This window comes from Paenibacillus sp. FSL R5-0486 (assembly GCF_037975155.1).
In the GTDB taxonomy this organism is placed as follows: domain Bacteria; phylum Bacillota; class Bacilli; order Paenibacillales; family Paenibacillaceae; genus Paenibacillus; species Paenibacillus amylolyticus.
In genome coordinates this window covers 5,656,198-5,671,063 of record NZ_CP150237.1, presented here as the reverse complement: position 1 = coordinate 5,671,063, position 14,866 = coordinate 5,656,198, and the positions used below count along the sequence as shown (strand labels likewise).

Here is a 14,866-nt window from a genome sequence, read left to right as displayed (position 1 = left end):
TATTTTAGGAGGAGATTATTTTGGATTTTAAAGATTATATTCGTGTCATTCCTGACTTTCCACAACCGGGAATCAGCTTTAAGGACATTACAACATTGTTGAAGGATGGAGAAATGTACCGCAATGCGATCAATGAACTGAAAGTGATGGTTTCTGATCTCAAAATTGACGTTATTGCTGGACCTGAAGCACGTGGTTTCGTTGTGGGCGCCCCTCTGGCATACGCTCTTGGTGTCGGTTTTGCTCCGATTCGCAAAAGTGGAAAACTGCCTGGAGAGACGATTGAAGTTGGTTATGATCTCGAGTATGGCAAGGATACACTCGCGATGCACACAGATGCGATTGAAAAAGGTCAAAATGTCCTGATCGCAGATGATCTGCTCGCAACGGGTGGAACGATTGCAACTTCCATCAACTTGATTGAACAATTGGGTGGGAAAGTTGTCGGAGCTGCCTTCCTGATTGAGCTGTCTGATCTGAATGGTCGTGCTAAATTGCCAGAAATCGATGTATTCACATTGATGAATTATTAAGCTGAAATCTCCACATGTACCGCTGTGATGAAACATGAATTGTTTTTCCGTTTCCCGGGAAATAATATACAGCATTAATGATTATCAAAAAGCCTGTTCTTCCAACCGTAAGGTTAGGGAGAACAGGCTTTTTGATGTGTATACGATGGAAGTTAATCGGGCGTTTTTTCAGTGATAGGCTGTTTACGTGAATCGTCATTCAACCAACCTAGCACTTCAAACAGTTTGAACAACAAGCTCATCAGAATTCCGACGATGGTTGCCAATGCCATCCCTTTCAGATGAACGCCGTAGAAGGTAACTTCTGTACCACTCAGTCCGATGACCAATACAAGTGTAGTAAGCAGCAGATTGGTCGGTTTGGCAAAATCGACTTTCTGTTCAACCAGAATACGCAGACCAGATGCTGCAATAACCCCGAACAGAAGTAGGGATACGCCACCCATAACAGGCACAGGAATATTGGCTACAAGCGCCGAGAATGTTCCTGAGAAGGAAAGTACGATTGCAATGACTGCTGCGCCACCAATGACATATGTGGAGTATACGCGAGTCAGGGCCATTACACCGATGTTCTCACCATAGGTTGTATTGGGAGTAGATCCTACAAACCCGGACAGAATGGTGGAGACCCCATTACCAAGCAGGGAACGATGAAGCCCAGGGTCTTTCGAAAGATCTTTGCCTACAATGCTGCTCGTTACAAGCAAATGTCCAATATGTTCAACGATAACCACAAGCGCTACAGGTAAAATGGTGAATATAACGGACCAGTCAAATGTAGGCGTTGTTACGGTTGGTAGTGAGATGAAATCAGCATTTCCAATAGCCTGTTTATCAACCAGACCCATAGAATAGCCAAGGATATAACCGACTACAATACCGATTAGAATATGAATGATTTTGGGGAATCCACGGAACGTTACGGCTCCAATGACAGTGATACCAAGCGTGGCCATGGATAAAATAATGGGTTTGGCTTGAGGTGCCCAGTTGGGATATTTAAGGATATCGGGATTAATCAGACCTGCCATACCGGCAGCCACGGGTACAAGCTCCAGTCCGATCAGAGCAACGATGGCACCCATAACCGCTGGTGGGAATACAACGTTGATCCATCCTGTTCCAGCATATTTAATGATAAGAGCCACGAGGCAGAACACAAGTCCTGTTATGATAAAAGCTCCAAGTGCCATGGAGTAGCCGTTCTCTGGATGTGTTTTCAATACTGAAGTGACAGGAGCAATAAAGGCAAAACTGGACCCGAGATATGCAGGGATCTTTCCTTTACACATCAGTATGTACAACAGTGTTCCAATCCCGTTCATCAGCAGGATCATACTTGGATCAACACCAAACAGGTTTGGTACAAGCACCGTGCTACCAAACATGGCGAACAAATGCTGAAGGCTAAGCAGTGAACCTGAGCCAAGTGGCATCTTTTGATTAACCTGAATTTCGCGTTGCAATGAATTTCATCTCCTTTTCCGAAACACAAACTTTCAATAGATTACAGAGTTTCTCTTAATTAATCAATAACATTTTTGACGTAACAGAGCGATAGAATTAATATTTTCATGAATTTTCCTTCTATTTCAGCAAATAACGGCAATAATACATAAGAAATAAGAAATACATCCAATCCCCTGTGAGTCATAGGGAAACGAGATAGAAGTAATTCAGATCACCAATATAAAAATTGGATAAGCGCTCTTATTCGTCAGCAGTTGACGGGAAACGGGCGAAGCGTCATAATTATAGGAAATTACTTTTACGGGGAACCTGTGTTGCAGCACTGTCACGGGTTCCATTTGGTATAGAAAGGACACGGAACAGATCAGAATGGGCATAGAGCAATTACTCGAGAAGGCCGGGGCATATATCAAAGAACCCGATCTGGTGCGCATACGAGAAGCTTACGAATTTGCTGATCAGGCCCACCATGGACAGACGCGAAAATCGGGAGAACCGTATATTCTGCATCCGCTTGCGGTTGCCGACATTGTTGTGAACATGCAGATGGACACCATCTCCATAATAGCAGCGCTTCTTCATGATGTAGTAGAGGATACTACGGTCTCACTTGAAGAGATCCGCAATCATTTCGGCAATACGTGTGCCATGCTTGTTGACGGCTTGACGAAGCTGGAACGTATTCAGTTTCGCTCCAAGGAAGAACAGCAGAACGAGAACTACCGCAAAATGTTCATCGCCATGGCGCAGGACATCCGTGTCATCGTGATTAAATTGGCTGACCGTCTGCATAATATGCGGACACTCAAGTTTCAGTCGGAAGAAAGCCAGCGCCGGATTTCATATGAGACCCTGGAAATTTTCTGTCCGATTGCAAACCGTTTGGGTATCTCTGCAATCAAATGGGAAATGGAGGACATCGCCCTCCGTTATTTGAATCCGCAGCAGTATTACCGAATTGCGAACCTGATGCACAAAAAACGTGCGGAACGTGAGCAATATATTGATACGGTTATGGATGGAATTACGAACAAGCTCGATGAGATGGGAATTCAGGCAGACCTTTCGGGCCGCCCGAAACATATCTACAGCGTGTTCAAGAAAATGACTACCAAAAACAAGCAGTTTAACGAAATTTATGATCTGCTTGCCATTCGTATTATTGTGGATAATATCAAGGATTGTTATGCTACCTTGGGAATTATACACACGCTATGGAAACCGATGCCTGGACGCTTCAAAGACTACATTGCGATGCCGAAGGCGAATATGTATCAATCGTTGCATACAACGGTAGTTGGTCCCAATGGCGAACCAACAGAAGTACAGATCCGGACATGGGATATGCACCGGACTGCTGAATTTGGTATTGCTGCCCACTGGGCCTACAAAGAAGGCGCTGCGAACGGAAATCATTTTGAAGACAAGATTACGTTCTTCCGTGAAATTCTTGAACTTCAAAACGAAGCACAGGATGCATCAGAATTCGTAGAGTCACTCAAAATGGATTTCTTCTCGGATCTGGTATTTGTATTTACACCAAAAGGAGAAGTCATCGAATTGCCAATCGGCTCTGTTCCTTTGGATTTTGCTTATCGAATCCATACGGAGGTGGGTAATCGGACCATTGGTGCCAAAGTAAACGGTCGGATTGTTCCGCTCGATTATCATCTGAAGACAGGTGATATCATCGAAATTTTGACGTCCAAACATTCTTACGGACCGAGCCAGGACTGGATGAAAATTGCGAAATCTTCTCATGCACGAGCGAAGATCAAGCAATGGTTCAAGAAGGAACGCCGTGAAGAAAACGTTGAAAAAGGTCGGGAGAGCTGTGAGCGTGAACTGAAGCGCATGGGGCTTGATCCTTCTGCGTGGATGACGGATGACAAGTTGATGGAAGCTGCCAAAAAATATGCCTTTAACGATATTGATGACATGCTTGCGGCTGTTGGATTCGGTGGGATTACTGCTGCACAGATTGTAACCAAAGCAACCGAAAAACTGCGTAAAGAGCAGGAAGAGTCCAGTTTGCTGGAATTAAATTCCGAGATGCGCGAGCTTAAACCTGCGCCTGAGCGCAGAAATCGACCAACCAACGGTATTCGTGTCAAAGGCATCGATAATCTGCTTGTTCGATTCGCACGATGCTGTAATCCTGTACCTGGAGATGACATTATCGGATACGTTACACGTGGACGCGGCGTTTCCGTACACCGTAGTGACTGTCCGAATATCCCGACAAGTGCAGACGGTGAAGAAGCAGCACGTGTTATTGAGGTCGAGTGGGAAGAGAATATCGAAGCAAGTTACAGTGTGGATATTGAGATTACAGGCCATGATCGGAATGGCTTGCTCAACGAGGTACTTCAGGCTGTATCTGAAAGTAAAACCAATATATCTGCCGTTACAGGACGGACAGATAAAAATAAATTAGCATTGGTGCACGTCACAATTCTGATTCGTAATACGGATCATCTGCAATCCGTTGTAGAACGGATCAAACGTGTGAAAGATGTCTATTCAGTGCATCGGATTATGCAGTAAGGAGCCTGTAAGATGAGGGTGCTTGTACAACGTTGTAAAGAGGCTCAGGTGACTGTGGGAGACGAGCTGACAGGTAAGATCGAATCCGGATTAATGCTACTCGTGGGCATTACCCATGAGGACACCGAGAAGGATGCCCAGTATCTGGCTGACAAAGTTAGTGGGTTGCGGATATTTGAGGATGATCAGGAGAAGATGAATCTCAGTCTGCTTGATGTAGGCGGTGCTGTATTGTCTGTTTCCCAGTTCACCCTGTACGGAGATTGTCGCAAAGGAAAGCGTCCGAGCTTTGCGGCTGCGGCCCGACCTGAAGCGGCAGAACTGTTATATGAAACGTTTAATCAACTGCTACGGGATAAAGGTATCCAGGTTGAAACCGGGCGTTTCGGAGCGATGATGGATGTAACATTTACCAACTGGGGACCCGTGACTTTGATGCTTGAAAGTCCGGTTCGTCAGGAACCACGTGCATAATTCCATGGGGTTCAGGCCATAATAAGGGATAATTCGTTGATGACCATTTCATGATCAAAGGAGTATCCATCCAATTATGCGCCAATCTGCGAAAGAAACACGTACCCGTTCAGAACCTTTGTTACTCCCTGGCAACTTGTATGAATCATTGCACCTTGCCCGTTCGGCTGCTGAGTATGTTGCAACGATCTGGGCACTTCAGGATTCGGACAAAGGGAAGCAGAGTCATCTTCCGCGATCTTGAATGTTTAAACAGGTATATAAACATCCGATATTTGGATTATACAGATTCTGAAAAAGTCCTGATTTCTTCCCGAATCAGGACTTTTTGTCGTGAGTAGAACTTTTTAACTATTCGTTTGACGACTTCGTTACAAAATGAAATTACATTGAATTGTTATAAATTGCTCTGGTGAGGGTAATAACAAAACGAGCCACAACGAAGTGCCAATGTACTGCAAGACCCGATTTTATAAAGAAAGTTCGAACACGGAAAGGAGAACATACGTTATGAGTAAAGTTGCTTTTTTATTGGCGAATGACTTTGAAGATTCGGAGATGCAGGTCCCGTATGACGAAGTAAAAAAAGCTGGACATGAAGTGGAGATTATCGGATTAAAAGCCGGTGAGACCCTTAAAGGTAAAGGAGGAAAGGCCTCCTATACCACAGATAAGGCGATTGGTGATGCATCCGCTTCAGATTATGATGCAGTCGTTATTCCTGGTGGATCATCCCCTGAGAATTTGCGAAGTGATGCGCATATCTTGAAGTTTGTCACCGAGATCAACAGTGCGAAGAAACCAATTGCTGCGATCTGTCATGGTCCGCAAATTTTGGCTAGTGCCGGTCTGTTGAAAGGCCGTACCATTACATCCTATCCACCACTTAAGGATGATATGGTAAACGCAGGAGCAGAGTTCAAGGATCATGAGGCCGTTGTGGATGGAAACTATATTACATCCCGAACACCTGAAGATGAGCCAGCGTTTGTACGTGAACTGCTAAAAGTTATATAACTTCAGCTAGTGCAACTGAGATATATTGATGTATCTTAACTACGTTACATCGTGGGGTTACGAAACTTCACGTTGCATTTCATTCCGAAAAAGGAGGGTTTGACATGACAAAACATATTCAGGCGTATTTTCGAACCGAGGACGAGGCAGAGGGAGCAAGAACTTCACTTCAGACGTTCCGTACAGAGCATTTGGAAGTAGGTCAACTGGACAGTGCGGTAGGTAGAGACACGCGTGTTATGGTGCCACTGGTGCCTTATAATACAGCAGGTGGCGTAGGCACCAACGGAGCAATGGGTGTAGGTGCAGCCCCTGGTGTTCCAGCTAGCGAAAATGTGATCCCTGTAGTAGCCAATGTGGACCGTGATGCAGAACGGGATACTCGTGACAGAGTGAATGAGGATGGAGACCTGCTGAATGCTGCAGATGTGTCTTCGGCCGATTATGATGATCTGCATTATGTTCTGTCTGCCAAAGTAAGGGATGAGGATTATGACGAGATTGTTCATAAGCTTCGTTCCAACCATGCCTATGTGGAAGATTTGAATTAACGTGTAGATACTTCTTGGCCCTTGCACTGCTCGACCACACAGTCGAGTGATGTGCAAGGGCTTTTTGATCATGAGGATATTAAAAAACTAATTTATAAAGCGCTATCATTTTTGTAATATTACTGTAATATTAGATACATAAGCCTTTAACATAGTGGGCTTATAATAACACACATGACCCCCTTTTTTTATATATCCTTTGAGCCTGCACACCGTGTGCAGGCTATTTTTTTTGAGCTGAGAATATGTATGTTTTGGGCAGAGCTTACCCCTTTATTCAATTTTTGCTAGAATAGAGAGATGGGTTTATATATTCTACAGCGAATTGTTTTCATAGTTGGGCTACATTGGACGGTAAATCTAGCTCCAGTGATTGGGTTCAGACGAATCCAATCCTATGACAGAGAGTATGAGGAACTCATCGCCAGAGTGATCCGTCATATTCCAGATGAACATATACTCGCTGAAACGGCCCCACCTTTTTTATATAAGTACGGGGCAACCGTTTCTGCTTGATCGATGGAATTTGAAAGTTATATAGAATGCCTCGTTTGAGAATTGACACCTACAATGCTAAAGCAACAGAGTTCTCATGCGAATGGCTAGAGACAGATTTAAGGGGGAATTAGTTTTGAGTAAGGTTGGAAGAAATGATTTATGCCCATGCGGTAGTGGGAAAAAATATAAGAAATGTTGTCTGAACAAGGAGTCCTCTGCAGTAGAATCCATACTGGGGATAATATCAACGGAGCAACCGGTTCGGGAAGCCTCCATGCAGCCTGAGAGCAAACTGACCTTGACCAAGCTGAAAAAGATGGTGGCAAGCGATTTGAAATGGGAGCACCCGGCTCACGAACAGCTGGCCCTGCAGACTATTGAGAACATGAGGAGCCAATACGAGCCCGAGGTAATTTTGGAAGCTCTGGTGTTATGGAACGGCTACTCCCGTCAGACCCGCCCTACTGTGAAGAAGACAGGCTCGTTCTCTGCTGCAATTGAGTATTTGCTGTCCGAGGAATACGGCTTCCATGTCTCAAAGGCTGAGCTGGCTGATAAATATGAGGTAACAACAGGCACGATCTCCCGGAAGGTTAAGGAGATGAATAGTTACATCGAAGAATACGGCATGGGCGGTGAAACGGACGAGCTATTGATGCTGAACGGTCCAGGCACATCGAAAGACAAAGCACAGGCTCTGCTGTCTAAGGCGAGGGAAGCGAGCTCTTCCAAACGGAGAGTACATCTGGCGGAAACAGCGCTGGAGATGTATCCCGACAGCTCTGATGCATATCTTATTCTAGCTGAGGAATCGGACAATGAGAATGATGCACGATCTTACCTCAAGGAAGGAATCGCTGCTGGCAAACGTGAACTGGGCGAACTGTTCTTTGAGGAGAACAAAGGGGACTTCTGGGGGCTTCATGAGACTCGTCCCTATATCCGGATATGCAAAAGTTATGCCGAATCCTGCTGGTTTGGTGGAGATACGAAAGAAGCAGCACAGATCCTGGAGCATATGCTAGAGCTTAATACGGAAGACAATACCGGAGCACGTTACCTGCTCGCTGCTGTGTATTTGTACAGCAACCAATTGGATCAGGCAGAGCAATTGCTGGAGGAGTATGGAAGAGGTGACGCCGCAACGGCCTTTGCCTATGACAAGATCATTCTGGAGTATAAGAAAAACGGAATCACCTCCCAGCTCAAAATGCTGTACCGTGTGGCCCGGGGTGTGAACAAACATGTGCCTGATTACCTGTTGGGTTTAAAGCGGTTGCCGCATAACCTCCCTGATTTTGTCGGCATGGGCGACTCCGACGAAGCGATTGAATATGTCATTATGCATTCCCGTTTATGGGCGAGCGCGCCGGATCTGTTGAAGTGGATGCTGCAACAATAGAGGAATAAGAAGCGAATAGAAGTTGGAATTCATATGATGAATCCAGCTTCTATTATCCGTGATTTCTGTCACTCCCCCATCCGGTGCAGCGTGTGAGTAAAATTTTTTAGAGCTATCTTTTCGTGTTAACCCTTGACTTTAGCACTGCGGTTCATTACAATCAGAAAATAATACGTTGACTATAGTCAATACAAGTCGATTTTTGAACTATATTACTGATTTGATGACGGGACCAAGTACTCCGTGCCCACATGACCAGAGAGGAATCCCAAGGCTGTAAGGATTCTCTTGATGAGCGGACGAATGACTTCCCCGAGAACAGACGGCGAACACAGCAGAGATGATCTGGTGACCAGTAGCTGGCCTGCGCAGGACGTGCGTTATACGTAGAGCGGAATATCTGCTTGATCAGGGTGCTGTATGCAATCTTGAATCATCAGAGATCACCTGAACGGCTAAAGTGTCAGGTTTCCGGAATGTGGGTGGTACCACGGGTGAATGTATATTACACAATCTCTCGTCCCTTTGTTTGCTGTATATACAGCGACAGGGCGAGGGATTTTTTTGTTATATAAGTTGATTTAAAAGAAATACACGAAAACGGAGAGGGCAGAAAAAACCTGTAAAAGCGAAGCGTTCGCCTTTATCACCAGATTTCCACATTATAAAATTAATTCAAAAAATCTGGGGATAACAGCGATTGTAAGGTTGTTCTGCCCGCGCAGTGATCACGTGTAGAATTTTTTAACTTTTAGAGAAAAAAATCAATGCTGGAGGGATCAAGATGGCTTTTCAAAAACCGACTGGAACGCAGGACTTACTGCCTGGAGTTGTCGAGAAATGGCAGTACGTAGAAGAAAAAGCACGAGATCTGTGTCGACGGTTTAATTACCGTGAGATTCGTACACCGATCTTCGAACAGACTTCTTTATTTGTACGCGGTGTAGGAGAGACTACCGATATCGTTGAAAAAGAAATGTATACCTTTGATGACAAAGGAAATCGTAGCATGACTCTTCGTCCGGAGGGAACAGCGGGTGTTGTCCGTGCGTATGTAGAGAATAAAATCTACGGTGAACCGGATGTGAGCAAGCTCTATTACATCGGTCCAATGTTCCGGTATGAGCGTCCCCAGGCAGGTCGTCAGCGTCAATTTCACCAGTTTGGTGTAGAAGCCATCGGTGCGCTGGACCCTGCGATTGATGCCGAAGTAATCGCACTAGGTTACCAGTTGTGCGTCGAGCTCGGCTTGAAGGATGTCAAAGTGGAGATCAACTCCGTTGGTAACTCAACCAGCCGAGCAGAATACCGCGAGACGTTACTTGGGTTCCTCAGACCGATGAAAGACAGCCTGTGCAAGGACTGCCAGTCCCGCATGGAGCGTAATCCGCTGCGTGTACTCGACTGTAAAGTCGATCAGGACAAATTCGTTGGGGCACCGTCCATACTGGATAGCCTGGATGAAGAGTCTTTGAATCACTTTGCCAAGCTGCAGGCATACCTGGATGATTTCGGTGTGGATTATGCTGTGAACAATCGTCTGGTACGGGGCTTGGATTATTACACACTGACTGCTTTTGAATTAAAAGCCCAAGGTATTGGAGCAATTGATACCGTTGGCGGCGGTGGTCGATACAATGGTCTCGTTGGAGATATCGGTGGACCTGATCAGCCGGGTATTGGCTTCGGTATTGGTCTGGAGCGTATTCAACTGATTCTGGAGCACCAAAATATTGAGGTCACTACGCTGGCTCCACTGGATGTGTACTTTGTTGCTCTGGGAGAGGCAGCTGATCGTGAAGTGAACCGTCTGTTGTTCAAACTTCGTCAGTCTGGACTGTCTGGGGAACGTGATTATCTGGGTCGCAAGATGAAAGCACAGATGAAATCAGCTGACCGTTTCAAATCCCGCTACACTGCCATCCTTGGTGATGACGAGCTGGAGCGTGGTGAGATCGCCCTCAAATCAATGGATACGGGTGAGCAACAAACCGTGAAGCTTGATGATTTGGTAGAGGCAATTCGCGAAGGTAAATAAGCACGAAGTGTTACATTAAGATCAAAACTTTCGAGTAAAACAATTGATCCGGCAAAATTACTGAGGTTCACCAACGATTCCAATTAAGCGGAAGTTGGCGAGCCAGAGGTAACATGCCTTTTCGAATACATGGTCTACACGTAACCGGACTGTTGAAGAGCAGGCACTAACTGCCCATACAGAACGGAAATTCACATAATGAGGAGTTTGGTTATGAAAAGAAGTCATCATTGCGGCGCATTAACACCCGCACACATCGGTGAAACAGTAACATTGAACGGTTGGGTTCAGACCCGTCGTGACTTGGGGGGCGTACTCTTCATCGACCTGCGTGATCGCAGCGGGATTGTACAAGTTGTCTTTAACCCGGCTTATTCCGGTGAAGCTCTGCAAATCGCAGATCGCGTACGTAGCGAGTATGTTATCGCTGTAACGGGTAAAGTCGTTAAACGTGATGCTGAAACAGTTAACAAAAACCTGCCTACTGGCGAAATTGAAGTTCAAATCACAGAAATCGAAGTGCTCAATGCAGCCAAAACACCTCCATTCTTCATTGAAGATGGTGTCGAAGTTGATGAATCCCTTCGTTTGAAATATCGTTACCTGGACCTGCGTCGTCCGGAAATGTTCGAAACATTGAAACTGCGTTCCAAAGCATCCAAAGTGTTCCGTGACTACCTGGATGGAGAAGAGTTCGTTGAAGTGGAAACACCAATCCTGACTAAGAGCTCCCCGGAAGGTGCACGTGATTATCTCGTACCGAGCCGTGTGCATGAAGGTGAATTCTTCGCCTTGCCACAATCCCCACAAATCTACAAACAGTTGCTGATGGTGGGTGGCGTTGAGCGTTATTATCAGATCGCTCGTTGTTTCCGGGATGAGGATCTGCGTGCAGACCGTCAACCAGAATTCACTCAAGTCGACATCGAGACTTCTTTCTTGCAACAGGATGACCTGCTGCCAATGATGGAAGAACTGATGGCCAAATTGCTGCGTGAAACCAAAGGAATTGAGCTGGAACTGCCTTTCCAACGGATTACGTATGCAGATGCAATGGGTAAATACGGTTCAGACAAACCAGATCTGCGCTTTGGTATGGAACTGGTTGAAATGAACGATATCGTAGCAAACAGTGGTGTGAAAGTATTTGCTTCTGTCATCGAAAAAGGTGGAGAAGTGAAAGTGCTGAACGCTAAAGGCTGTGGTACATGGAGTCGTAAAGAGATCGATGATCTCGGACCATTTGCTGCACGATACGGTGCTAAAGGTCTGGCTTGGATTCAAGTGAAAGACGGCGAGTTCAAAGGGCCAATCGTGAAGTTCTTCACGCCTGAAGAAATCGAAGCTGTCAAAGAGCGCACTGGTGCTGAAGATGGAGACTTGTTGCTCTTCTCCGCAGACACGAAAAAAGTGGTTGCTGACGTTCTGGGCGCACTGCGTCTGAAAATCGGCCGTCAACTGGGTCTGATTGATGACAGCAAATTCAAATTTGCTTGGGTTGTGGACTTCCCACTCCTCGGATATGATGAAGATGCGAAACGTTATGTGGCAGAACACCATCCGTTCACTCGTCCAAAAGACGAAGATGTACATCTGTTTGACACAGATCCAGGTGCAATCCGCGCTCAAGCCTATGACCTTGTTCTCAATGGTTATGAAGTAGGTGGCGGTTCGATGCGTATCTACAAACGTGATGTTCAGGAGAAAATGTTTGCTGCCCTTGGACTCTCTACAGAAGTAGCGAATGAGAAATTCGGCTACCTGCTGGAAGCATTCGAATATGGAACTCCACCGCATGGTGGTATTGCCTTTGGTCTGGACCGCCTCGTGATGTTGCTGGCGGGCCGCACGAATCTGCGTGAAACGATTGCCTTCCCGAAAACGGCAAGTGCAACGGATCTGCTCATGAATGCACCATCCGAAGTGGATGACTCACAATTGGAACAACTGCATATCCGCGTAGCCCGTAAACCGGTAGCGGAAAAGAAATAAAGGAGGCATCGATTCTCAATGCTCCATCAATTTTCAAGAACAGAACTTGCGATCGGACCTGAAGGTCTGGACACGTTGAAGAATAGTACAGTCGCTGTGCTCGGTATTGGCGGCGTAGGTGGTATTGCTGTAGAAGCTCTTGCCCGTAGCGGCGTTGGGCGTATCATCCTGATTGATAAGGACGTCGTGGACATCACCAATATTAACCGCCAGATTCATGCTCTGACTACGACAGTGGGGCAGAAAAAAGCGGATCTGATGGTGGAACGTGTGAAACTGATCAATCCGGAATGTGATGCAATTGCCCTGAATATGTTTTACACGGAAGAAACATATGAGGAATTGTTCAAATATGATCTGGATTATGTGCTGGATGCATCCGACACGATTATCTACAAAATCCATCTCATTAAAGAGTGCCTGAAACGTAAAATTCCGATGATTTCGAGTATGGGTGCGGCGAATAAAATGGACCCGACGAAATTCCAGGTTGCAGATATTTCGAAAACGACCATGGACCCGATTGCCCGTGTTGTGCGTACGACACTTCGTAAAGACGGCATCAAAAAAGGTGTGAAAGTGGTCTTCTCGACTGAAAAGCCGATGAAACCGCGTGAGGATGTAACACAAAAAATCGTTCCCGAGAATGCTCCGGAAATTCGCAAGGCTAAACAGCCACCTGCGAGTAACTCATTTGTGCCTCCGGTAGCCGGACTGATTATGGTCAGTGTTGCGATTAAGGATTTGTTAGAAATTGCAGAGAACAAGCAGCTGTAACTTGTTTCCAACTGAAGAAGCGTGGATGCTGATAAGGCATCTGCGCTTTTTTGTGTGATCATACTTCGCAAGAGAGGAGCGGATGGGACGTCAATCGTCTATGATAGCCGAACTGTATTCCTAGATAAATGTCAGAGTTACGTCATGTACTTCAAAGTCAAAACCGTGTATGATATTCACTGCTGCGCGAAATGATGATACATACATAATGAATTTGCGGCTACAGAGAGGGGAATAGAACGAAATGAAACACGGATGGATGACCAGACGTCTTGGCATGGAGCCAGGAGACCAGTGGAAGAAGGAAGTTGTGGCGGGAGCCATTTCCTATTTTGCCGTGGTCTATATCGTTATGGTCAATGCTACAATTCTTTCCGATGCCGGGATGCCTTTGCAGGCAGCTATGGTTGGAACACTGCTGACGTCCATTGCAGGATGTTTGCTCATGGCATTTGGCGGAAAATCACCGATTATCGTAGTACCCGGAATGGGGATTAATGCATTTTTCACGTATACACTTGTACATTCCATGAAATTAAGCTGGCAAGAAGCGCTGGCCGTTGTAACCGTTACAGGTGTACTGTTTGCCATTGTTGCGTTTACGTCACTATACAAAATGATCAGCGAAGCAATCCCGAAAAATCTGCAGCATGGCATTACGGTCGGGATTGGTTTGTTTCTGACATTTATCGGTTTGCAAAAAAGTGGAATCGTTATCGCACATCAGACCACGTTTGTTGCGATTGGGCATTTCAATGATCCCAATGTCATTACAGCCTGCGTTACGCTGGTGCTTGCCTTGATTTTATTTATACGTAACGTACAGGGTGGACTTCTGATCAGTATTCTGGTCGGGACAGGCCTTGCCTATGTACTTGGTGCAGTGAACCCGGGTGAGTCCGTATCAGCTATGGATGCGCTGCGTCAATACGGCGGCTTGTTTGGCGAATTATCTTTGATGAAACTGGCTGATGTTGCATTCTGGATCGCTGTATTTTTGCTACTGCTAATTGTGGTGTTCGAAAATATCGGATTAATTACCGCTCAGACACAGATGATTGGTCGTCCAGAGCGGTTCAAAGGAAGTCTACGCGCACTATCCATTAGTACCGTACTGGCAGGCGTATTCGGAAGCAGCCCTCCAGTTGCTGCAGCCGAGACTACAGCCGGAATTGCAGCAGGCGGTCGCACAGGTTTGACTCCGCTCGTTACAGCCGTGTTATTCGGAGCTACTTTTTTCTTCATCCCGCTCCTCGGTTACATTCCGGACAGTGCAATTGCGCCCATTTTGATCATTATTGGTGGCCTGATGGTACAAGGTGTGAAAGATATGGATTTTGGTGACTTCACAGAGGCATTTCCAGCATTTCTGATCATGGTCATGATTCCATTTACATATAGCATCGTGGACGGTATGGCGTTTGGATTTATTGCCTATCCATTAGCGAAGCTGGCAGCAGGTCAAGGTAAACAGGTGCCTGTGGTCATGTATGGCATTTCCATCCTCTTTTTAGCCAACTTTGTGTTGCATGGAGTTTTGTAATAACAAAAGGCAACGTCATGT

At 45.8% G+C, this 14,866-nt stretch carries 12 protein-coding genes; 11 read left to right on the top strand and 1 reads right to left on the bottom strand.

Features of this window, described 5'->3' with window-relative positions:
• Nucleotides 1–20 precede the first annotated feature (20 nt).
• Nucleotides 21–533 carry an adenine phosphoribosyltransferase gene (locus MKY01_RS25065; RefSeq protein WP_017686780.1) on the top strand — a complete coding sequence of 171 codons (513 nt, stop codon included), beginning with the start codon at nt 21–23 and terminating at the stop codon, nt 531–533.
• Between the two features lie 152 nt (nt 534–685).
• On the opposite strand, the gene uraA is transcribed toward MKY01_RS25065, so the two are convergent.
• The gene (uraA, locus tag MKY01_RS25060) at nt 686–2,002 is read right to left on the bottom strand and encodes a uracil permease (protein ID WP_339284035.1); all 1,317 of its coding nucleotides are present in this window, start codon (nt 2,000–2,002) and stop codon (nt 686–688) included.
• Nucleotides 2,003–2,375: 373 nt separating this feature from the next.
• Between uraA and MKY01_RS25055 the strand changes: the two genes are divergently transcribed.
• From MKY01_RS25055 to MKY01_RS25010, 10 genes are all read left to right on the top strand, one after another.
• A complete protein-coding gene (locus tag MKY01_RS25055; protein WP_036616894.1) occupies nt 2,376–4,553 on the top strand; it encodes a bifunctional (p)ppGpp synthetase/guanosine-3',5'-bis(diphosphate) 3'-pyrophosphohydrolase in 2,178 nt (725 codons plus the stop codon).
• Between the two features lie 12 nt (nt 4,554–4,565).
• Complete coding sequence (gene dtd, locus MKY01_RS25050; RefSeq protein ID WP_127551050.1) at nt 4,566–5,027, top strand: D-aminoacyl-tRNA deacylase; 462 nt, start codon at nt 4,566–4,568, stop codon at nt 5,025–5,027.
• Nucleotides 5,028–5,103: 76 nt separating this feature from the next.
• A complete protein-coding gene (locus tag MKY01_RS25045) occupies nt 5,104–5,271 on the top strand; it encodes a hypothetical protein (RefSeq protein ID WP_017686784.1) in 168 nt (55 codons plus the stop codon).
• A 266-nt stretch (nt 5,272–5,537) separates the two neighbouring features.
• Complete coding sequence (locus tag MKY01_RS25040; RefSeq protein ID WP_036616900.1) at nt 5,538–6,044, top strand: type 1 glutamine amidotransferase domain-containing protein; 507 nt, start codon at nt 5,538–5,540, stop codon at nt 6,042–6,044.
• A 104-nt stretch (nt 6,045–6,148) separates the two neighbouring features.
• Nucleotides 6,149–6,595 carry a hypothetical protein gene (locus tag MKY01_RS25035; RefSeq protein ID WP_036616903.1) on the top strand — a complete coding sequence of 149 codons (447 nt, stop codon included), beginning with the start codon at nt 6,149–6,151 and terminating at the stop codon, nt 6,593–6,595.
• A gap of 631 nt (nt 6,596–7,226) precedes the next feature.
• A complete protein-coding gene (locus MKY01_RS25030) occupies nt 7,227–8,495 on the top strand; it encodes an SEC-C metal-binding domain-containing protein (protein ID WP_339284032.1) in 1,269 nt (422 codons plus the stop codon).
• A 784-nt stretch (nt 8,496–9,279) separates the two neighbouring features.
• Nucleotides 9,280–10,533, top strand: coding sequence for a histidine--tRNA ligase (hisS, locus tag MKY01_RS25025; protein ID WP_036616908.1), 1,254 nt, complete (start codon nt 9,280–9,282; stop codon nt 10,531–10,533).
• A gap of 213 nt (nt 10,534–10,746) precedes the next feature.
• Nucleotides 10,747–12,525, top strand: a complete 1,779-nt coding sequence (gene aspS / locus MKY01_RS25020) for an aspartate--tRNA ligase (RefSeq protein WP_036616911.1) — start codon at nt 10,747–10,749, stop codon at nt 12,523–12,525.
• A gap of 18 nt (nt 12,526–12,543) precedes the next feature.
• Nucleotides 12,544–13,302 (top strand): tRNA threonylcarbamoyladenosine dehydratase, encoded by a 759-nt coding sequence (locus MKY01_RS25015; protein ID WP_282320412.1) that lies wholly within the window; start codon nt 12,544–12,546, stop codon nt 13,300–13,302.
• A gap of 244 nt (nt 13,303–13,546) precedes the next feature.
• Nucleotides 13,547–14,845 carry an NCS2 family permease gene (locus MKY01_RS25010; protein ID WP_127551056.1) on the top strand — a complete coding sequence of 433 codons (1,299 nt, stop codon included), beginning with the start codon at nt 13,547–13,549 and terminating at the stop codon, nt 14,843–14,845.
• Nucleotides 14,846–14,866: the final 21 nt, after the last annotated feature.

What these genes read in the sequence shown, in the direction of transcription:
- MKY01_RS25045 (WP_017686784.1), top strand. Translation starts at nt 5,104, where the DNA reads ATGCGCCAATCTGCGAAAGAAACACGTACCCGTTCAGAACCTTTGTTA.
- hisS (WP_036616908.1), top strand. Translation starts at nt 9,280, where the DNA reads ATGGCTTTTCAAAAACCGACTGGAACGCAGGACTTACTGCCTGGAGTT.
- MKY01_RS25010 (WP_127551056.1), top strand. Translation starts at nt 13,547, where the DNA reads ATGAAACACGGATGGATGACCAGACGTCTTGGCATGGAGCCAGGAGAC.
- MKY01_RS25040 (WP_036616900.1), top strand. Translation starts at nt 5,538, where the DNA reads ATGAGTAAAGTTGCTTTTTTATTGGCGAATGACTTTGAAGATTCGGAG.
- MKY01_RS25015 (WP_282320412.1), top strand. Translation starts at nt 12,544, where the DNA reads ATGCTCCATCAATTTTCAAGAACAGAACTTGCGATCGGACCTGAAGGT.
- dtd (WP_127551050.1), top strand. Translation starts at nt 4,566, where the DNA reads ATGAGGGTGCTTGTACAACGTTGTAAAGAGGCTCAGGTGACTGTGGGA.
- MKY01_RS25055 (WP_036616894.1), top strand. Translation starts at nt 2,376, where the DNA reads ATGGGCATAGAGCAATTACTCGAGAAGGCCGGGGCATATATCAAAGAA.
- MKY01_RS25035 (WP_036616903.1), top strand. Translation starts at nt 6,149, where the DNA reads ATGACAAAACATATTCAGGCGTATTTTCGAACCGAGGACGAGGCAGAG.
- aspS (WP_036616911.1), top strand. Translation starts at nt 10,747, where the DNA reads ATGAAAAGAAGTCATCATTGCGGCGCATTAACACCCGCACACATCGGT.